The organism is Nocardia sp. 348MFTsu5.1 (assembly GCF_000383535.1).
In the GTDB taxonomy this organism is placed as follows: domain Bacteria; phylum Actinomycetota; class Actinomycetes; order Mycobacteriales; family Mycobacteriaceae; genus Williamsia; species Williamsia faeni.
Map to the genome: position 1 here is coordinate 146,046 of NZ_KB911520.1, position 19,266 is coordinate 165,311.

The following is a 19,266-nucleotide window of genomic DNA, read 5'->3' on the forward strand; positions in this document are numbered from 1 at the left end:
GCTTCTGGTTGTGACTAGGCGGCTGTGATGATGTCGGTGTCGATGAGTTTGGCGAGTGCTTGTGCTGGTGTTTGGTAGTCGAGGGTTGGGCGGGGTCGGTCGTTGGAGTCGGGAGACGCGCTGGAGATCGGCGGCAGTGTGGGCGCGTAGGTTCGAGCCTTTGGCGAACCAATGCCGCAGGAGACGATTGGTGTTTTCGTTGGTGCCGCGTTGCCATGGCGAGTGTGGATCGCAGAAGTACACGGGCAGATCGAGTTTGAGTTGGATATCGCGGTAGCCGGCCAACTCTGTGCCGCGATCCCAGGTGATCGATGCCAGCAGGTGCTCAGGCAGTTTGTTCATGGCCGCGATCATGGCTTCAGCGACGGTCTCAGCACGATGGTCGGCTGGCAAATGCAGCAAGATCGTGAACCGTGTCGACCGTTCAACCAGGGTTCCGATAGCGCTGGAATCAGAGCCCATGATCAGATCACCCTCCCAGTGACCTGGGACTTTACGCTTTTCGACGTGCTCGGGCCGATCAGCGATGGTGAACGCATCGCGAAACGGTTTACCCAGCTTGCTCTCGCGGTCTCGTGGCTTGCGGGCCGCGCGCCGGGTGGAGAGCGTCTTGTGTAGATCCGCCCGCAAGCTGCCACGGGTTTGGACGTACAACGCCTGATAGATCGTTTCGTGGCTCACCCACATCAGTTTGTCATCGGGGTAGAGAATCTTGAGCACGTCAGCAATGAGCCGGGGAGACCACCCACAGTCCAACGCCTCTTCGATCATCGTGTGCTGCGGATGATCAACCAGTTTAAATCGTTTGGGCCGCTTGGCCTTACCAGCAGCCCGCCAATGCGCTAACAACGCATGATAGGTGCCATCGAGATTGCTGTTGCGTGCCAATTCCCGTGAAATCACCGACCGGTCCCGGCTCAGAACACGCCCTGTGGCCGCGGGTGTCACCTTTAGGATCACCCCCACCATGATCGTTTCGCGTTCTGCCAAACTCAGCCGATGACCTCGTCCGCCGATCCCTACCGAGATCATGTCGCCCAAGCCGCCGACCGCGCCCTTGTTCAGATCCATCCCGCCAGCCTGGACCCACCACCGCTTCGCGGTCGTTTTCGACACACCCACAGCACGGCCCGCGGCCGCTAACGAGGACCCTGAACACAACTGATCAAAGACCTGGCCACGAAGAACCCGATCGAAAGCCATTGCAACCTCCCGCGTTAGACGATGTTGCAATAACCGTATGAATCCGCCGCACGGTCGACGGTTCGTTCGGCACGGTCGATGGTTGATCGGTTCGGCACGGTCGGCGGTCTGTTCGGCACGCTCGACGGCTCGGGCCGGGGCCGGGTTATCCCAGCTGCTGAGCCAGTCCTTCGACGGTGGTCACCGGGAGACCGCAAACCGATCCGCGGCAGATGTAGGCGGCGGATTCTCCGTTGACCGGGGGCCGTCCGACCAGCAGCGGCTGAGAATCCACCAGACCACCGACCACGATCGCGCCACCCGGAGCCCGAACTCGTGCCTCTGCGAGCAGCTCGGTGGATCCGATGTCTTGCTGCGACACGGCAATCTGCAATGGTCCGGCAAGCCGGGCGGATGTGACCGCCAGCCACTGCCCCGCCGACCGGGGTAGCTTTGCCAGCAACACGCCACCACGGGCAAGTGTGTCGTCGGCAAGCGCTAAGTAGTCGTCGGCGCTGCGCGGTGTGCGGCCTGTCGGCGCCAGCGGCGCGGCGGTCAGCAATGCCTCGGCCACCAGCGAGGTGCCGGACGGTGTTGCCCCGTCGATCGGGTCGCGCGGACGCGTCAGCAGGGCATCGGCATCGTCCCCGGAGTCGTACCACGACCCCGGCGTCTGCGGGTCGGCGAACAGATCGATGGTCCGGTCGAGGAGGTCGAGTCCGTGGTCTCGCCAATCCGGTTGTCCGGTCACCTGATACAGCGCCAGGAGCGCGGTGACCAGCGCAGCATGATCGTCGAGCATCGCCAGAGGCGCGCCTGCCACCCCATCGAGCGAGGACCGTCGGAGGCGGCCATCCGGCTGATGGCGCTCGAGCAGTTCTCCGGCACACCAGGTGGCCAGCTCGATCCACTCCGGACGATGAAGTCCGGCGCCGGCTTCGGCAAGCGCCGTGATGGTCAGTGCATTCCAGCCGGTGACGACCTTGCCGTCGATCCCCGGCTGTGGTCGCAACGACCGCGCCGCCGACAACCGCTTGCGTACCGAGTCGAACCGGTCGACGTCATCGGGATCGGCGCGCAGCTGCAGTGTGGACGCGCCGTCTTCGAAGGTGCCCGCCGCGGTCACGGTGAACAGTTGTGCTGCCCACTCTCCGTCCTCGGCACCGAGCACATCGACCATTTCCTGCGGAGTCCACACATACGTCAGGCCTTCGCGACCGTCGGTGTCGGCATCGAGCGCGGAGGCGAAGCCGCCGATGACCTTGAGATCGCGTTGCAAGAAGCCAATGGTCTCCTCTGTAACCTTCTGCGACAACGGATCTGAGGTGGTGCGGGCCAGGTGGGCGTACACCCGCAACAGCTGCGCGTTGTCGTAGAGCATCTTTTCGAAGTGCGGAACCACCCAGTCCTGGTCGACCGCGTACCGGGCGAAACCACCGGCGAGCTGATCGTAGATACCGCCGCGGGCCATCACCGAGGCGGTGCGCTGCGCGGCCTCGATCCCCCGCGGATCTGCGGTCCGCTCGGATTCCCGGATCAGTCCTTCGAGCAAGGCCGACGGCGGGAATTTGGGGGCACCGCCGAAACCGCCGTAGTCGCGGTCCTCGTCTTCGAGAACCTTGTCGACGGCATGGGCGAGCAAAGCGTTGTCGAGGGCGAGCTCCGGATCGGGAAGACCCTCCGCAGTTGCCGCAAGCTGCTCGGCAACCGCCGTGCCCACCCGCTGCACCTCGTCGCGTTTGGCCTTCCAGGTCTCAGTGATCGCATCGAGTAGCTGAACAAAGGACGGCAGACCGTGGCGGGGTACCGACGGAAAGTAGGTGCCGCAGTAAAAAGGCTCACCCTCAGGGGTCAGGAAACAGGTCATGGGCCAGCCACCCTGACCGGTCATCGCGACGGTGGCATTCATGTAGATCGCGTCGATGTCGGGGCGCTCTTCGCGGTCGACCTTGATGCAGACGAAATGCCGGTTCATCACCGTTGCGGTGGCGTGATCCTCAAAGGACTCGTGCGCCATGACGTGGCACCAGTGGCAGGCCGCGTAGCCGACCGACAACAGGATCGGAACATCGCGCTCTCGCGCCCACTCCAGGGCGTCCGCACTCCACTGTTGCCAGTGCACCGGATTGGCGGCGTGCTGGCGCAGATAGGGGCTTGTCGCGTCAGCGAGACTGTTGCTGTCGCGGGTCACCATCGGTCCCGTCGTCGGCGGCCTGATCGTCCTCAGGATGGTCCCAGTCGAAGTTCTTGGGCAGACGCTTGATGTGCTTGTTCATCGACCAGATCAAGAAAATCGTTCCGCCCAGCAATAGCAGGACCACCAGCAATCCCAGCGGGGACGCCTTACCGAACTCGGGGCCTTCCGGGCCCGCGAGCACGTCGGTGATCTGCGCGGCGGTGTAGGTCATGTTCATGACACAACCTCCTCATCAGCAGTGATACCCGTGAACAGATCAGTTTCGGGGATCGCGGTCTTTACGCGGGTCTTGGCCAGTTCGAACTCTTCGGTGGGCCACAGACGCTGCTGCCACTCGATCGGGACCGCAAAGAAGATCCCGTTCGGGTCGATCTGCGTGGCGTGTGCCCGCAACGCCTCATCGCGATTCGAGAAGTGGTCACCGCAGGTCACCTGGGTGGTCACCCGGCCCATCAGGTTGCCGCGCTCGGGATCCCAGTTCGAGAGCCACTCCGCGAACGGGCTCTCCTGGCCGATCTTCGCGTATTCGTCCGAGAACAGAATCATCCGGTCACGGATGAATCCATGGGTGTAGTAGATCTTCGACACCGACCACGGTTCTCCGGCATCAGGGAACTGTTCGGGATCCGCGGCGGCCTCGAAAGCGGCCATCGACACCTCGTGGTCGCGGATGTGGTCGGGATGCGGGTAGCCGCCGTGCTCGTCGTAGGTGATCATCACGTGCGGTCGGAACTCGCGGACCACCTTGACCAGGGCCTCGGTGGGGATTTCGAGCGGGATCGCTGCAAACGAGCCTTCGGGTAGCGGCGGCTTCGGATCACCTTCCGGCAGTCCGGAGTCGATGAAGCCCAGCCATTGCTGACGGACGCCGAGAGCTGCCGCGGCCTTGGCCATCTCTTCCTTGCGGACTTCCGGCATGCGATCTTTGATGCCCGGCAGATCCATCGCCGGGTTCAGGATGTCGCCGCGCTCGCCACCGGTCAGCGTCACCACCAGGACGTCGTGTCCTTCGGCGGCGTACTTGGCCATCGTGGCCGCGCCTTTGCTGGACTCGTCGTCGGGGTGCGCATGCACCGCCATCAGTCGTAGTCCGACCACGCGATTTCCTCACCTTCACAACAGCCCGATATTCGGGTTCAATACTCCCACCGTCCACACGGACCATGGCGCACCGGTACCCGCTTCTGGCTCCATGGTAGGTATGAACGCATGACAAGCCCTCGCAACCTACCGCCGGGGCGTTACCCCACCGACCGTTCTTCAGGCTCTCGCCGGGTGTGGGCGATCGGACTCACCGCCCTGGTCATCGCGGCGGGCGTACTCATCGCATGGATCGGATACAAGAACTTTTCCGACCCCGACATCTCCGGAGAAGCCAGCGGCTACGAGATTCTGAACGACACCAGCGTTGAGGTGAAGTTCACAGTCATCCGCAAAGATCCCGGCGTTCCGGCCACCTGCATCGTGCGCGCGCGATCCAGGGACGGCAGCGAAACCGGCCGGCGCGAGATCTACGTCCCGGCGTCCGAAGAAACCCACTTCTCGATGTCCACGGTCGTCAACACATCCGCTGCTCCGGCACTCGGCGAGGTGTACGGCTGTAGCAAGACGGTCCCGGAGTACCTCGTCGCACCCTGACGCGCCACGCTTGGAGCCCGGTGGTCGGTGGGTCGTTCAGTCGACCGACACCACACTCCGCTGACCTGCATTTCCTCCTGCAACCCACCGTTCGGATACTTTCGGTGACTAACTTTTTCGCTGCCCGCCACGACACAGTCAGTGGGTCGGCAACGAAAGGTTCGTTCGATGAATATCGCTGTGAACAAACAATTCTCGGCCGTCCGGTCATCGGCAGTGCGCTGGACGACGGCAGCGGCCGCAGTCATCGCCATCGTGGCTGCGGCCGGTTGCTCGGACGCAACCGACAGCGCAGCAGACGTGAGCACAGCACCGTCGGTGGCGATATCGACCGATCCGGTCTCCGAGATCGCTACCTCCAGCGCCACTGGTCCCGTCACCGCCATCGAGACGAGCACAACTACCTCGACCGAGACTGTTCTCACCACCGTCGACGACGCCGCACCGTGTCAGTCCGCCGGCGCCTCGGTGATCGCCGGGGGCGCGATCAGTCAGATCCCGCCCCCGTTACCAGGAGCACTGTGGGTGTCGGAAGAATCCAACTTCGACGGATGCGCCGACTTCACCTATGTGGCGCTGGCCACCGAAGGCGGCACGGTGTCGTCACCACACCAGTTGTTGTTCTTCCACCGCGACGAGTTCCTCGGCACCGGAACCGCCTGCAATCTCCCGTATCAGCAGATCACCGGCGCCACCGACGATCAGGTAGACGTCACCTACCACTACATCGTGGGTGACGAACCCAACGCCGACCCCCAAGGTGAGGTATCTGTCAGCTACCGATGGAACGGCGTCGGAGTGGACATGATCGGCGAACTTCCCGCCGCAGTGACCGACGGCAGATGCTGATCACCCATAATCGGCACCCATGACATCCATAAACAAGTCTGGGCAGCCGGACTCGCTCACCGCCAAGGGAACGGGTCCGGCGTTTGCCACCATTGCAAGTCCGTATTACCCGATGCTCGTCGGCCTCTTCGTCGGCGTGATGATGATCAGCAACATCACCGGCACCAAAGGCGTGGTGCTGTTCTCGAGCCTCCACTTCGACGTCGGACCGCTGTCCATGGACGGCCTGGTCACCGACGGTGCCTTCTACATGTTCCCCCTCGCCTACGTCCTCGGAGACGTGATCAGCGAGGTCTACGGCTTCCGCGCGATGCGACGAACAATCTTGGCGGGCTTCTTTGTCCTGCTTCTGGCGTCCCTGTGCTTCTGGCTGACCATCAAACTGCCGGCCGCCTCGTTCTACGACGGCCAAGAAGCCTTCGAGACCGTCGCCGGCGTGATCCCTCAGTTCCTGGCGGCCGGCCTGGCCGGTTACGTCGTCGGAGAGTTCCTGAACTCCTGGGTGCTGGTGAAGATGAAGACCCGTTCCGGCGAGAAACATCTGTGGGCCCGACTCCTCGGCTCCACAGTGGTCGGCGAGTTTTTCGACACGCTGGTTTTTTGTGCGATTGCTGCGACCGCACTGGGCATTTCGACGTGGTCCGATTTCCTGAATTACACACTCATCGGGTTCATCTGGAAAACCCTGGTCGAGATCGCAATCATGCCGCTGACGTATGCGGCCATCCGATGGCTCAAGAAGCGCGAACCGACCTATCAGTCGTCGCTTGCCCAAGAGGGCACAATTTCCTAGGAATTCGGGAACCGTACATTTGACCTGGTAGTCTTGACTGATACACGGTTCCGAGAGGGGCCGTGTTGCTGCATGTAACGAGAGGGAGTGATCGAGCATGACCGACACCGAGGTGACCTGGCTTACCCAGGAGTCCCATGATCGGCTCAAAGAGGAGCTCGACGCGCTCATCGCGAACCGTCCGGTGATTGCCGCCGAGATCAACGAGCGACGCGAAGAGGGAGACCTCAAGGAGAACGGTGGCTACCATGCCGCCCGCGACGAGCAGGGTCAGCAGGAAGCCCGCATCCGTCAGCTCCAGGAGCTGCTCAACACAGCCAAGGTCGGCGAGACACCCACGCAATCCGGTGTGGCACTGCCGGGTTCCGTCGTGAAGGTGTACTACGACGGCGACGAGTCCGACACCGAGACCTTCCTGATCGCCACCCGCGAGCAGGGATCGTCCGAAGACAAACTCGAGGTGTACTCACCGAAGTCACCGCTGGGTGGTGCGCTCATCGATGCCAAGGTCGGCGACACCCGCAAGTACACCGTGCCCAGTGGCGCCACCGTCTCGGTGACGCTCGTCAGCGCGGAGCCGTACCACAACTAAAGACCCCAAAATGGTGGCTTTTGGCGAGTAAACCCGCAGGTCGGGTTCGCCAGAAGCCACCATTTTTGTTTGTGGACTTTGTGGGTATGCCGGGATCATGACGGATTCGACCATCACCGCACGCCGTATCGCCGAACTCGCGCACGCGCACCCCGAGTACACGGCCATAGCGTTCGACAATGACGGCAAGATCATCGACTGGAAAACCTCGGGCGACTGGGTCAACGGCTCGCACGAGGGCGAACGGCTACATGTGGTCGATGGCGACAGTCTCGATGAGAAATCGGTGCAGGCGCAACTCGACCAAAAAAGTACCGGGAACTAGCAACGCCCAGGGTTCTTGCTGACCGGATTCTGACCGTTGTCGACGAAGTTCGCAAGACGAGTGTCGGGAAGTTCGAAAAGACGCGGCTGCGCTCGGCCTATCACCACGGCAACCTGAGCGTCATCCGACCCCGACATCATCGAGCCAGTGCGCGGCCCAGGCGGCGGCGCGGGGAAGCGACAGGCGTCGGCACCGACAGCAGCCCCGCCTCGAGATCGGCACGCAGCTGCGCCACCGTTTCCGCCGAGTCGGATTTGTTGGTGCCGATGAAGCCCGATGGACCGCGCTTGATCCAGCCGGTGACGTACACACCGGTGATCGGAGTGTCCCCGTCGACGACGCGCCCACCGGCGTTGGGGATTACGCCGCGCGCGCCGTCGAACGGCAGACCCGGCACCTCGACGCCCTTATAACCGATCGAGGTCAGCACCAGCCCCGCCTCGACGGTCTCGGTCTCCCCCACCGGCTCGACCCCACCCCTCAGTGGGTCGAGCCGGTTGATCCCAAAGGTGACGCCGGCAGCAGATCCGTCCGCATTCGCGGTGATCTCCTGCGGCGACCGCAGGAATCCGAACCTGATGACAGGTCCCGATTGTGTTGGCCGCTGCGACAATTCGGCCAGAATCTCGAGTTTCGCCGAAATCGTGGGGTCGTCGGAGGTACCTGCTGACGCCAACAGTTCAGGCGCCAGCAACTCCGGATCCACGGTCACGTTGGCGCCGCGGTCGGCCAGTCCCACCAGCTCGGGCAACGTGAATGCGGCGTCGGCCGCGCCGCGGCGGGCGACAACCAGCACTTCTTCGACCTTGGAGTTTCTCAGAGCTGCCAACGCGACCGGCGAAATGGAGGTCGACGCAAGATCTTCCGGGTCCGATGTCAGGATGCGAGCGACATCGAGGGCGACGTTACCGTTGCCGATGACAACCACTTTCCGGTGTGAGAGGTCGAAGGCGCGATCGGCGAAGTCCGGGTGGCCGTTGTACCAGCCGACGAATTCCGTTGCACTGGCCACGTTCTCCAGCTCGATGCCCGGGATGTCCAGACGTCGATCGGTTTTCGCGCCGCCGGCATAGATGACGCCGTGGAAATCGCGACGTAGATCGTCCAGCGCGATGTCGCGGCCCACTTCGCTGCGGACCAGGATGTCCAGGCGGTTGTTACGCGCGATCTCGTCGAAGAGGGCCATCACCTTGCGGGTCGAAAGATGATCGGGCGCAACCCCATAGCGGGCGAGCCCGAACGGCTTGTCGAGGCGTTCATACATTGTGACGTACACGTTGGGATGGCGCAGCAACTCGTCCGCGGCGTACATCGCCGACGGTCCCGACCCCACGATCGCCACGCGGATGTCGCCGCCACCGGGGATCTCGATCGGCTTCGGTTTGCTGATCGGCGCCAGCGGTAACCGAAGTCTGGCGTCGACCGGGAAACGGACGGGCGACTGAGCCACGTCCACGTCCTCGTAATGGGCCGCGTTGATCTCGAGATACCGCTCGTCCTGAGGCTCGATGCGATGGCCGGGGACGATCGCGCCGACCGGGCATGCGCTGACGCAGGCTCCACAATCGACACAGGTCGCCGGGTCGATGTACAGCATCTCCGAGGTCAGGAAGTCGGGCTCATCCGGTGTCGGATGGATACAATTGACCGGGCAGGCGTAAACGCAGGAGGCGTCGGCACAACATGCCTGAGTGACAACGTGCGGCACGGGCTTACGCTGCCGCGTAGGTGGGTTCGCTGCGGAACCGCGAAGAGCGGCCGCCGATACCCAAGATGTTCCAGATGAACCGGGAGATCGGGTTCATCAGGCCACACTGGTCACCGAGCATCCGAACGTCGCCGAAGACGTTGCGCAGGAACTGCTTCGAGTTCTCCGACCGCCAGAAGATGTCTTTGAACACCGAGCGCGGGATATCGAACTCGCGACGGAACTCCTTGGGCGGCACCACGATCGCGCCACACAGCACCCGCATCACGATCGGCAGCATGATCGACAGGACAAAGCGCTGGACCGCGGACTTCTGCGGAATCGTCTCACGCAGCAGGTGATGGGCGAACGAGATGTGCCGCGCCTCTTCGGCGACGTGCAGCTGCATCACCGCCAACATCGACGGGTGCATCTCATCGCGGTTGCGCAGGAAGTCCTTCTGGATGTGGTCGATCGGCTCCTCGCCGCCGAGCACACCGAAGTAGAAGATCGTCGGAAAGATGGTGGAGAAGAGCGGGATCACCGGCGAGATCCGGCGCAAGCTCTTCTTGGCTCCCGGGACGTCCATGCCGGTGCGGTTCACGAACTCCTGGAACATCAGGGTGTGATTGCACTCTTCTTTGGCCTCGTGCGTGGTGTAGCGAAATTCCTTGGCGGCGTTGGGGAGTTTGAAGCTGTACTGCATCAGGCCACGGATCAGGACCGACTCGAACTGCAGGCCGACCTTGGCGACATTGGCCTGGCGCCACATCCCGATCTTGATCTGCTTCTCGAGCGGCTGCTGCTGGTACCAGGGGTGGCGACCGATGGGGTCGACATTCTTCGACAGGACCCAGCGGGGGTCTCCGTCGGTGATCGCCATCTCGGGGGAATCCCAGTCGATGTCGATGTACGGATCAAAATTGCGGTGGACCGATGCACTCGACAGGTCGTCGAGAACCTGGTCGTAGTTGTCACCGGTGGTCGCCGTGGCGTGCTCCGGGACATACTTCAACGCTTCAGTCATCTGCGGCCTCCTCGCTGCACCTTTGTTCACATGACGCTAGAAGGCCGATCCGAACTTGTCAACGCCCGTTGTTAAATCAATGAACGTTGTCACGCCATGTGGCGGCGATACGGCGAGGACTTGAGGCCCCGACCTGGTGTTATTTGCTGCCACGCCCCCAGTTCAGGCCCCAGCGAAAGTGTTTGTCCATCTTGTCGCCGCCCGAGAAATACTCGACCGCACGGGTCACACTCACCCCGTTGCCGCCCATCTCGATGAGAACGATGGACGCTGTTCGCAGACTGTTCTTGGCCGAGTCCATCCGGACCTCGATCGGCGGACCGAACTGCGATTCAACCGTCACCACGCCGTCGACCGCCGCCCAGTTCGGGCTTCCCTCGTAGATGTCGGCGAAGACCAGGATGCGCCGGAAGACCGTGGGGTCGGTCAGGTTCACGAACATGTTCTCGCCGCCGGCCGAACTACCGGAGCGGTCATCCTGGTCGAGTTTGATGTATGGCGCCCGGTCCAGGGCACCGAAGTTGCGGTCGAGTGCACCGACACCGCCGCGCGATCCGTCGGCCAGCTCATACAGGCACCGCAGGTCGAGGTCCACCGAACTCTTCCGCTTGAAAAATCCTCCGCCCGGCGAAGATTGTGCCCAGTTCAGATTGACGCGAATGGTTCCGCCCGAGCTACCCGACTTCGCGAGACTCACCGTCGGCTGAGCCTTGGTCAGGGTGATCTTGCTCAGCTGCACCGGCGGTGCGGCAGGAGCAGGAGCGGGGGCCGCCGGCGATGGTGGGGTCGGTGCCGGTGGTACCGGCTTCGGGCGCTTGTTGTAGTCGATTCCCATACCGGTGAGCCTAGTGCGGCACCACGGAGAATCGGACAGAAAAGTGGTCAGGCCACCGAATAGCCGGCATCGGCCAGTGCGGCCCGGACCTTCGCCTGATGATCGGGTCCCCTGGTCTCCAGGCTGACCGTCACCGCGACCTCCCCAAGGCTCAGTTCACCGCTGACCCGCGAGTGGACCACGTCGACCACGCTCACATTCAGGTCGCGGAGCAGCTCGAGCAACGACACCAGGCCACCCGGACGGTCGGGCACAGTCACCGTGATCGTGAGATAGCGGCCCGCCGCATGCAGGCCATGCGTGGTCACCTGGGTGAGCAGCAACGGATCGATGTTGCCACCGGACAGCACCACACAAACCCGCCCGTCGAGTTCGAGACCGGGAAGACTCGTCAGTGCCGCGACCGCCGTGGCACCGGCCGGTTCGACAATGAGCTTCGCCCGTTCCAACACCAGCAGCAGCGCCTGAGAGATGGCCTCTTCGCTGACCGTGACCACCTCGTCCACCAGATCGGCCACCAGGGCAAACGGCACGGCACCGGGTAGCGCCACCGCGATGCCGTCGGCCATCGTGTTCATCGACTCAGCTCTGACGGGTCTTCCGGCGGCGAGCGAGTCGGGCCACGCGGCGGCCGTGGCGGCCTGGACGCCGACGACCCGGACCTCCGGTCGATGCAATTTGATCGCGACCGCCACACCCGCGAGCAGTCCGCCACCACCGAGGGGCACCAGCACGGTCCCAACATCGGGCAATTGTTCGAGGATCTCCATCCCGACGGTTGCCTGTCCGGCCACGATGTCGGGGTGATCGAACGGGTGGATCAGGACGGCGCCGGTCTCTTCGGCATATCCCGCCGCGGCGACCAAGCTCTCGTCGACGGTTGTGCCTTCGAGGATCACCTCGGCGCCATAGGCACGGGTTGCGGCGATCTTCGGCAGCGATGCGCCGGTGGGCATATAGACCCGCGATGTGATGCCCAGATCGGCGGCCGACCATGCCACGCCCTGCGCGTGGTTGCCCGCACTGGCCGCGACAACACCGTTCGCGCGCTCGTCGTCACTCAGGCCGGCGATCCGCAGATACGCGCCGCGCGGTTTGAAAGATCCTGTGCGTTGCAGGTTTTCACACTTGAGCCAGACGTCGTGGCCGCATCGTTCCGACAACGCCCGCGACGCCACCACCGGTGTCCGGCGCATCACCGGCGCCAGCAACTGCACGGCACGGTCGATCTGTGCCAGGTCGACCGTCATCGGATCACGGGCCATCGAGTCAGCTTGCCACCCCACAACCCAAAATTCGCGCCGCTTGCCTGCGTGTGCTCCCGTTGCAACAGGAGCGAACGCAGGTAAGCGGCGCGAATTTGGAGGGCGGTGGCGTCAGCTGAGGGCGTTCTCGATGTCCCCGAGCAGGTCGCCGATGTCTTCGATGCCCACCGACAGCCGGACCAGGTCATCTGGGACCTCGAGCAGCGAACCGGCCGTCGAGGCGTGGGTCATCGCGGCGGGATGTTCGATCAGCGACTCGATGCCACCGAGCGACTCGGCCAGGGTGAACACCTCGGTGCGGTCGCAGAATTGCTGTGCGGCCTCGAGGCCACCGGCCACACGCACGGAGATCATGCCGCCGAAACGGCTCATCTGCTTCGCCGCCGCAGCGTGACCCGGGTGGTTGGCGAGTCCCGGGTAGAGCACCGAATCGATCTTCGGATGTGTCAGCAGGAATTCCACGAGCCGCTCGGCGTTGTCGCTGTGCCGGTCCATCCGGACGGCAAGTGTCTTGATTCCACGCATGGTCAGGTATGCGTCGAACGGTCCAGGAACCGCGCCGGCGCCGTTCTGCAGGAACGCGAGATCGGTATCGAGCTGCTCGTCGTCGGTGATCAAGGCGCCACCGATCACATCCGAGTGACCACCGAGGTACTTGGTCGTCGAGTGCAGCACGACGTCGGCACCGAGCGTCAGCGGACGCTGCAGGTACGGCGAGGCAAAGGTGTTGTCCACCACGAGCTTTGTGCCGGCCTCGTGTGCGACCGCCGCAGTCGCCTCGATGTCTCCGATGTTGAGCAACGGGTTGGTCGGGGTCTCGATCCAGACCAGTTTGGTGTTGGGGCGGATGGCCGCGCGCACCGCGTCGACATCCGTGACAGGTGCGACCGAGTACTCGATCCCCCACTGCGAGAAGACCTTGTCGATCAACCGGAACGTGCCGCCGTAGGCGTCGTTGGGGATCACCAGGTGGTCGCCCGGCCGCAGCGTGGCTCGCAACAACGCATCGGTGGCGGCCATGCCGGACGCGAACGCGCGACCGAAACTGCCCTCTTCGAGGGCCGCGAGGTTGGCCTCGAGTGCTTGACGGGTCGGATTTCCGGTACGTGCGTACTCGAATCCGCCGCGCATTCCGCCGACGCCATCCTGGGCGAAGGTGGAACTCGCATAGATCGGCACGTTGACCGCGCCGGTCAGCGGATCCGGTTCATATCCGGCATGAATCGCCTTGGTCGCAAATCCCTGCCAGTTGTGCGAGTCGGTCTTGCTGCGCTGCTCACTCATGGGAGCCAGCCTAGTGCCCCCGAAAATCGCCGAGCCGATCGCACTGCCGGTTTACTCAGCCGGCCTCGACGACCGTTCTCGTCAGCCGATGGCGCTCACAAACGCCAGCAGATCGTGCCTGGTGATGACGCCGATCGGCTTGCCGTCCTCGACCACCATCAGGGCGTCGGTGTCGCGGAGGGCCTTGGTGGCCGCCGACACGGGCTCGCCCGAACCGATCAACGGGAAGGGCTGTCCCATGTGGGCGCTGACCGGGTCGGCCAGGTTGGCACGTCCCTCGAACACCGCGCTGAGCAGTTCGCGCTCGCTCACCGCACCGGCGACCTCACCGGCCATGATGGGTGGCTCGGCCCCGACCACGGGCATCTGCGACACCTCGTACTCGCGCAAGATTTCGATCGCGTCGCGCAGGGTTTCCTGCGGGTGCGTGTGCACCAGATCGGGCAGCGCACCGGACTTGCCGCGCAGGACATCGCCGACCATCGGCTCGGCCTCGCCCTTGCCGTCGAGCGGGGTGCGCAGGAATCCGTAGCTGCTCATCCACCGGTCGTTGAAGATCTTGCCCAGGTAGCCGCGTCCGCCGTCGGGCAGCAGCACGACGACCAGTGCATCCGGGCCCTCGCGCTCGGCCACCTTCAGTGCCGCAACGACTGCCATACCGCAGGAGCCACCGACCAGTAGTCCCTCTTCGCGAGCCAGGCGACGGGTCATCTCGAACGAATCAGCGTCCGAGACGGCGATGATCTCGTCCGGGATGGACGGGTCGTAGGCACTCGGCCAGAAGTCTTCGCCCACACCTTCGACGAGGTACGGACGACCGGTTCCACCGGAGTACACCGAACCTTCCGGGTCGGCGCCCACGATCTTCACCTTTCCGCCGGAGACCTCTTTGAGGTAGCGGCCGGTGCCGGTGATCGTTCCGCCGGTGCCGACGCCCGCGACGAAGTGGGTGACCTTGCCGTCGGTGTCGTTCCAGATCTCGGGTCCGGTGGTCTCGTAATGCGACTCGGGTCCGGCCGGGTTGGCGTACTGGTTGGGCTTCCACGCGCCCTCGATCTCGCGGGTCAGCCGGTCAGAGACGTTGTAATAGCTGTCGGGGTGTTCGGGCGCGACCGCGGTCGGGCACACCACGACCTCGGCGCCATAGGCCTTGAGGACGTTCCGCTTGTCCTCGCCGACCTTGTCGGGGCACACGAACACACACTTGTAGCCGCGCTGCTGGGCGACGAGGGCCAGGCCGATGCCGGTGTTGCCGGATGTCGGCTCGACGATCGTTCCGCCGGGCTTCAGCTCGCCGGAGGCCTCGGCCGCGTCGACCATCTTGATGGCGATGCGGTCTTTGGAGCTGCCACCGGGATTGAGGTATTCAACCTTGGCCGCCACCAGGCCTGATCCCGCCGAGACAACGGAGTTGAGCTGGACCAACGGGGTGTTGCCGATGAGTTCGGTGACGTGACTTGCGATGCGCATGTACCCATCGTCCCAGACGCTTCGATTATGTTGGAGCCGTGTCCGCATCAAGGCGCCGAGTGGTCCGTGATCTCGCCGCCGCCTCCGTTGCCACCGTGGGTACCGCAGGTGCCGGTTGGTGGGCCGTGGCCTTCCTCAACGGGCAGGCCCGGCACGCTCGCACCGTCATCCCCCATCGCACCGACAACGCCCCCAACGGCGACGGAATATACGGTCCGGCAGGCCTCGGGCCGGTGAGGTATCGCCGCGACGACGACCACGACCTGCATCTGATGGTGTTCGGGGATTCCACGGCGGCCGGTCTCGGCGCCGAAACGGCCGACGAGACCCCCGGAGTGCAGCTGACCCGCAAGCTGGCAGACGAAACCGGGCGACGAATCCGATTGAGCACCAAGGCAATTGTCGGTGCCACGTCCCGGAGCCTGACCGGCCAGGTGGACGCGATGCTGATCGCCGGTCCCCCACCCGACATCGCAATCATCTTGATCGGCGCCAACGACGTGACGAGCGCCAGCGGGATCCGGGCGTCGGCCAAGAGGCTTGGCGCTGCCGTCCGCCGTCTCGAGGATTCCGGCGCCCGGGTGGTGGTGGGAACGTGCCCGGACCTCGGTGTGGTCGCCGCGATCCCGCAACCGCTGCGAACGGTCATGCGGCATTGGGGGTTGCGATTGGCAGCCGCCCAAGCCGCGGCGACGCGTGCCGGCGGGGGTACCCCGGTGCCGTTGGCAGACCTGCTGGCCCGCGAGTTCCTGGCGGCACCCGAGCGGATGTTGTCCTCCGACAACTACCACCCGTCGGCCGCCGGTTACGAGCTGGCCGCACAGATTCTGCTACCTGAAGTCCTGGCCCGACTGGGCGAATGGGGTACCGGTCCGCTGCCCGATCCACCCGAGGTGTCAGCCATCGCGGAGGACAACAAATGGTCGACGCGAGCCCGCGGGCTGGTGAGCCGGACCGCCCAGCGATGGTCGGGCTGACCACGCGTAACGTCAGTTCTGATCAGGCCCACACGTAGTCGCAGTGCCAAGCGAGGATCATAGGAGTTCTTATGCCAGAAGCAGTTATCGTTGCCACCGCACGCTCACCGATCGGCCGGGCCGTCAAAGGCTCACTCAAAGATGTCCGGCCCGACGAGCTCGCCCGCCAGATGGTCGAAACCGTCCTGAACAAGGTCCCCGAACTCGACCGCAACGACATCGACGACCTGCACCTGGGTAGCGGGCAGCCCGGCGGCAAGGCCGGCTTCAACATGGCGCGGGTCGTCGCCGTCCTCGCCGGACTGGACCAGGTTCCCGGCGTCACCGTGAACCGCTACTGCTCCTCATCGCTGCAGACCACCCGCATGGCACTGCACGCCATCCGCGCCGGAGAAGGAGACGTCTTCATCTCCGCCGGCGTCGAAAGCGTCTCGAGCTTCGCCACCGGCAACGCCGACGGTTGGCCCGACACCAAGAACCCCGAATTCGCCGTGGCGATGGGGCGCACTGCGAAGGCTGCCAACGGCGGTGCCGGTAAGTGGAGCGACCCCCGCGAGCAGGGCCTGCTGCCCGACATCTACATCCCCATGGGTGAGACCGCCGAAAACGTCGCCTCCTTCACCGGGATCTCCCGCGAAGACCAGGACCACTGGGGCGTGCGCAGCCAGAACCGCGCCGAAGAAGCCATCAACTCCGGATTCTTCGCCCGCGAAATCGACCCCATCACCCTGGCCGACGGCACCATCGTCAACACCGACGACGGCCCCCGCGCCGGCACCACCTACGAGAAGATCAGCCAACTCAAACCGGTGTTCCGCCCCGACGGCACCGTCACCGCCGGCAACGCCTGCCCCCTCAACGACGGCGCCGCTGCCCTGGTGATCATGAGCGACACCAAGGCGAAGGCGCTCGGCCTGACCCCACTGGCCCGGATCGTCGCCACCGCCTCCACCGGCCTGTCCCCCGAGATCATGGGACTGGGCCCGATCGAAGCCGTCCGCAAAGCCCTGCGCTACGCCGGGATGGGCATCGACGACATCGACCTCTTCGAGATCAACGAGGCGTTTGCCGTGCAGGTCCTCGGCTCGGCCAACGAGCTGGGTATCGACCACGACAAGCTCAACGTCTCCGGCGGCGCCATCGCACTGGGCCACCCGTTCGGCATGACCGGCGCCCGCATCACCACCACACTGCTCAACAACCTCAAGACCTACGACAAGACCTTCGGGGTCGAGACGATGTGCGTCGGTGGCGGACAGGGCATGGCGATGGTGCTCGAGCGCCTCAGCTGAGCCGTTTCGCCAACTGCTGACAACAAGGAAGCCCGCGACCGTGTGGTCGCGGGCTTCCTTGTTGGAGTTGTCTGTTGATCCGGACGACTAATCCGAGCTGAAGTAGCTCAGCAGGCGCAGGATCTCGACGTACAGCCAGACCAGGGTGACGGTCAGGCCCAGTGCGATGCCCCATGCGGCCTTCGACGGAGCGCCCGAGCGGATCAGCTGATCGGCGGCGTCGAAGTCGATCAGGAAGCAGAACGATGCCAGCGCGATGCAGGCGAGCGAGAAGATGATGGCGATCGGTCCGCCGTCACGCAGGCCCAGGCCCGATCCACCGTTGAAGAAACCGATGAGCAGGTTGCCCAGGATCAGCACCAGAACACCGATCAGACCGGCGAAGATCATGCGGGTGAAACGCGGGGTGACGCGGATTGCTCCCGTCTTGTAAACGATGAGCATGCCGGCGAAGACACCGAACGTTCCGAGTACGGCCTGCCCGATCAGGGCCCCGGCGCTGACATCATCGGCGACAACCCAATTCGCGAAGACATAGGAGATCGTGCCGACGAACATGCCTTCGAGCACCGCGTAGCTGAGCACGATGGCCGGGTTGTCCTGCTTGCGACCGAAGGTTGCGACGAGCACCAGGGCCAGGCCGCCCAGCGAGCCGATCAGCATCAGCGGTGTCGCGACGGCTTCGTTCTGGGTGGTGAGGTAGTACGAGACGGCGGCAGACAGGATCAGCACCGCAAGTGTGGCGGCGGTTTTGGTCACCACATCGTCGATGGTCAGTGTTCGGGCACCGACCGGTTGGCCCGGCCGTGCATACGGATCAGCGGATGGTGCTCCCGAATTCTGGTTCCACGTCGCGGGCTGGCCCGCGCCGGCTGCACCAGCGCCAAAGCCGGCGTACCCACCTGGGCCTTGGTTGCCGCGCACGACCCCGCGCATCACCGGATTGCTGGTTTCACGCACCGTTTTGGTCCCTTCTCATAACTCACTTGTATCCGCCCAACGGGTGGGGTGATGTTCGAGTTCCGACTTTACCTTCTCTTGACCCTTTGTGCAGAGAGCTGTTTACCCTTCACCCCCAGCGACTGTGCCCACCGTCGGCAGGGATCGTCACGCCGCTGAGATAACGAGCGTCCTGGCCCGCGAGGAACACCGCGATCCGCCCGATGTCGGCCTCGGCGTCGCCGATCCGACCCAGCGGAATGCTCTTCACGAAGGCGTCGGCCTCGTCAGGGTACGTCTCGGTCCACCACTGCAATGACGGGGTCATCGCATGTGGCGCAATGGCATTCACCCGAATGTTGTCCTTGCCCCATTCACACCCGGCAGCCCGGGTCAGTGACCGGGTCGCTTCCTTGACCGCGGCATACGGCCCGTATGTGGCCATGTCCCATCGCACGGCCGCGGAGGTGACGAGATTGATCACCGAACCCCCACCCCTTGCCACCATCAATGGGTGACATGCCTTCATGAGCCGCAGCACGGCCAGTGGTCCGGTCTGGAAAAAGCGGGTGAAGTCCTCGTCGGTGACGTCGAGCAACGGGATTGGCATCGCATCGTTGGCGTTGTTGACGAGGATGTCGACACCGCCGAGCCGGTCGGCGCAGGTGTCCACGATCGCCGTGCAATCGGCCGCTTCGCTGACATTTCCGACCAGATACTCCGCACGCACACCGTTCGCCGCCAATTCCTCGGCGGCAGCAGCCAACGGACGGCGATGCCGCCCGCAGATGAAGATATCGGCGCCTTCCTTGCTCATCGCCGCTGCGATACCCAGTCCTACGCCCTTGCCACCGCCGGTGATCAGTGCCACCTTGCCATCGAGGATTCCCATGGCGACGACAGTAGCGAAACTA

18 protein-coding genes and 1 pseudogene are annotated in these 19,266 nt (G+C 64.1%); 7 read left to right on the forward strand and 12 right to left on the reverse strand.

Annotated features, from left to right (window positions below):
- Window positions 1-14: 14 nt before the first annotated feature.
- From H290_RS29395 to mca, 4 genes and pseudogenes are all read right to left on the reverse strand, one after another.
- Window positions 15-1,203, reverse strand: a pseudogene (locus H290_RS29395) (IS30 family transposase).
- A gap of 145 nt (window positions 1,204-1,348) precedes the next feature.
- Complete coding sequence (locus H290_RS0120960; RefSeq protein ID WP_028463481.1) at window positions 1,349-3,376, reverse strand: thioredoxin domain-containing protein; 2,028 nt, start codon at window positions 3,374-3,376, stop codon at window positions 1,349-1,351.
- A complete protein-coding gene (locus tag H290_RS29400; RefSeq protein WP_020108799.1) occupies window positions 3,345-3,596 on the reverse strand; it encodes a hypothetical protein in 252 nt (83 codons plus the stop codon). Before H290_RS29400 ends, H290_RS0120960 begins: the two co-directional genes overlap by 32 nt.
- Window positions 3,593-4,459, reverse strand: a complete 867-nt coding sequence (gene mca, locus H290_RS0120970) for a mycothiol conjugate amidase Mca (protein ID WP_051122161.1) — start codon at window positions 4,457-4,459, stop codon at window positions 3,593-3,595. Before mca ends, H290_RS29400 begins: the two co-directional genes overlap by 4 nt.
- Before the next feature lie 129 nt (window positions 4,460-4,588).
- Here mca and H290_RS0120975 point away from each other — a divergent pair, with 129 nt between their 5' ends.
- From H290_RS0120975 to H290_RS0120995, 5 genes are all read left to right on the forward strand, one after another.
- On the forward strand, window positions 4,589-5,017 hold the full coding sequence (locus tag H290_RS0120975; protein ID WP_028463482.1) for a DUF4307 domain-containing protein: 429 nt from the start codon (window positions 4,589-4,591) through the stop codon (window positions 5,015-5,017).
- Window positions 5,018-5,185: 168 nt separating this feature from the next.
- On the forward strand, window positions 5,186-5,866 hold the full coding sequence (locus tag H290_RS30365; RefSeq protein ID WP_081631663.1) for an LppP/LprE family lipoprotein: 681 nt from the start codon (window positions 5,186-5,188) through the stop codon (window positions 5,864-5,866).
- Window positions 5,867-5,885: 19 nt separating this feature from the next.
- On the forward strand, window positions 5,886-6,659 hold the full coding sequence (locus tag H290_RS0120985) for a queuosine precursor transporter (RefSeq protein ID WP_020108803.1): 774 nt from the start codon (window positions 5,886-5,888) through the stop codon (window positions 6,657-6,659).
- A gap of 97 nt (window positions 6,660-6,756) precedes the next feature.
- Complete coding sequence (greA, locus tag H290_RS0120990) at window positions 6,757-7,251, forward strand: transcription elongation factor GreA (protein WP_020108804.1); 495 nt, start codon at window positions 6,757-6,759, stop codon at window positions 7,249-7,251.
- Between the two features lie 97 nt (window positions 7,252-7,348).
- Window positions 7,349-7,576: a hypothetical protein gene (locus H290_RS0120995; protein ID WP_020108805.1), complete on the forward strand. Its 228-nt coding sequence runs from the start codon at window positions 7,349-7,351 to the stop codon at window positions 7,574-7,576.
- Between the two features lie 136 nt (window positions 7,577-7,712).
- Here the strand turns inward: H290_RS0120995 and H290_RS0121000 are convergent, their stop codons facing one another.
- From H290_RS0121000 to H290_RS0121025, 6 genes are all read right to left on the reverse strand, one after another.
- Entirely contained in the window at window positions 7,713-9,284 is a 1,572-nt protein-coding gene (locus H290_RS0121000) for a 4Fe-4S binding protein (protein ID WP_036519739.1), read from the reverse strand.
- A gap of 4 nt (window positions 9,285-9,288) precedes the next feature.
- Entirely contained in the window at window positions 9,289-10,290 is a 1,002-nt protein-coding gene (locus tag H290_RS0121005; RefSeq protein ID WP_020108807.1) for a diiron oxygenase, read from the reverse strand.
- A gap of 139 nt (window positions 10,291-10,429) precedes the next feature.
- Complete coding sequence (locus tag H290_RS0121010) at window positions 10,430-11,125, reverse strand: hypothetical protein (protein ID WP_020108808.1); 696 nt, start codon at window positions 11,123-11,125, stop codon at window positions 10,430-10,432.
- A 47-nt stretch (window positions 11,126-11,172) separates the two neighbouring features.
- Window positions 11,173-12,375 (reverse strand): threonine ammonia-lyase, encoded by a 1,203-nt coding sequence (gene ilvA / locus H290_RS0121015; protein WP_028463483.1) that lies wholly within the window; start codon window positions 12,373-12,375, stop codon window positions 11,173-11,175.
- 126 nt (window positions 12,376-12,501) lie between these two features.
- On the reverse strand, window positions 12,502-13,674 hold the full coding sequence (locus tag H290_RS0121020; protein WP_020108810.1) for a cystathionine gamma-synthase: 1,173 nt from the start codon (window positions 13,672-13,674) through the stop codon (window positions 12,502-12,504).
- Between the two features lie 81 nt (window positions 13,675-13,755).
- Complete coding sequence (locus H290_RS0121025) at window positions 13,756-15,144, reverse strand: cystathionine beta-synthase (protein ID WP_020108811.1); 1,389 nt, start codon at window positions 15,142-15,144, stop codon at window positions 13,756-13,758.
- Between the two features lie 38 nt (window positions 15,145-15,182).
- Here H290_RS0121025 and H290_RS0121030 point away from each other — a divergent pair, with 38 nt between their 5' ends.
- Together H290_RS0121030 and H290_RS0121035 are read left to right on the forward strand one after the other, a co-directional pair.
- Window positions 15,183-16,121, forward strand: coding sequence for an SGNH/GDSL hydrolase family protein (locus H290_RS0121030; protein ID WP_036519741.1), 939 nt, complete (start codon window positions 15,183-15,185; stop codon window positions 16,119-16,121).
- A 71-nt stretch (window positions 16,122-16,192) separates the two neighbouring features.
- The gene (locus tag H290_RS0121035) at window positions 16,193-17,413 is read left to right on the forward strand and encodes an acetyl-CoA C-acetyltransferase (RefSeq protein WP_020108813.1); all 1,221 of its coding nucleotides are present in this window, start codon (window positions 16,193-16,195) and stop codon (window positions 17,411-17,413) included.
- Between the two features lie 87 nt (window positions 17,414-17,500).
- On the opposite strand, the gene H290_RS0121040 is transcribed toward H290_RS0121035, so the two are convergent.
- Both H290_RS0121040 and H290_RS0121045 read right to left on the reverse strand, forming a co-directional pair.
- Window positions 17,501-18,373, reverse strand: coding sequence for a Bax inhibitor-1/YccA family protein (locus H290_RS0121040; RefSeq protein ID WP_020108814.1), 873 nt, complete (start codon window positions 18,371-18,373; stop codon window positions 17,501-17,503).
- Between the two features lie 109 nt (window positions 18,374-18,482).
- Window positions 18,483-19,244, reverse strand: coding sequence for an SDR family NAD(P)-dependent oxidoreductase (locus tag H290_RS0121045; protein ID WP_020108815.1), 762 nt, complete (start codon window positions 19,242-19,244; stop codon window positions 18,483-18,485).
- Window positions 19,245-19,266: the final 22 nt, after the last annotated feature.

Coding starts and splice junctions, on each gene's coding strand:
- H290_RS29400 (WP_020108799.1), bottom strand. CDS start 3,596: ATGAACATGACCTACACCGCCGCGCAGATCACCGACGTGCTCGCGGGC.
- H290_RS0121005 (WP_020108807.1), bottom strand. CDS start 10,290: ATGACTGAAGCGTTGAAGTATGTCCCGGAGCACGCCACGGCGACCACC.
- H290_RS30365 (WP_081631663.1), top strand. CDS start 5,186: ATGAATATCGCTGTGAACAAACAATTCTCGGCCGTCCGGTCATCGGCA.
- H290_RS0121025 (WP_020108811.1), bottom strand. CDS start 15,144: ATGCGCATCGCAAGTCACGTCACCGAACTCATCGGCAACACCCCGTTG.
- H290_RS0121020 (WP_020108810.1), bottom strand. CDS start 13,674: ATGAGTGAGCAGCGCAGCAAGACCGACTCGCACAACTGGCAGGGATTT.
- H290_RS0121010 (WP_020108808.1), bottom strand. CDS start 11,125: ATGGGAATCGACTACAACAAGCGCCCGAAGCCGGTACCACCGGCACCG.
- H290_RS0121035 (WP_020108813.1), top strand. CDS start 16,193: ATGCCAGAAGCAGTTATCGTTGCCACCGCACGCTCACCGATCGGCCGG.
- H290_RS0121045 (WP_020108815.1), bottom strand. CDS start 19,244: ATGGGAATCCTCGATGGCAAGGTGGCACTGATCACCGGCGGTGGCAAG.
- mca (WP_051122161.1), bottom strand. CDS start 4,459: ATGGCGGTGCATGCGCACCCCGACGACGAGTCCAGCAAAGGCGCGGCC.
- greA (WP_020108804.1), top strand. CDS start 6,757: ATGACCGACACCGAGGTGACCTGGCTTACCCAGGAGTCCCATGATCGG.
- H290_RS0120975 (WP_028463482.1), top strand. CDS start 4,589: ATGACAAGCCCTCGCAACCTACCGCCGGGGCGTTACCCCACCGACCGT.
- H290_RS0120960 (WP_028463481.1), bottom strand. CDS start 3,376: ATGGTGACCCGCGACAGCAACAGTCTCGCTGACGCGACAAGCCCCTAT.
- ilvA (WP_028463483.1), bottom strand. CDS start 12,375: ATGACGGTCGACCTGGCACAGATCGACCGTGCCGTGCAGTTGCTGGCG.
- H290_RS0120995 (WP_020108805.1), top strand. CDS start 7,349: ATGACGGATTCGACCATCACCGCACGCCGTATCGCCGAACTCGCGCAC.
- H290_RS0120985 (WP_020108803.1), top strand. CDS start 5,886: ATGACATCCATAAACAAGTCTGGGCAGCCGGACTCGCTCACCGCCAAG.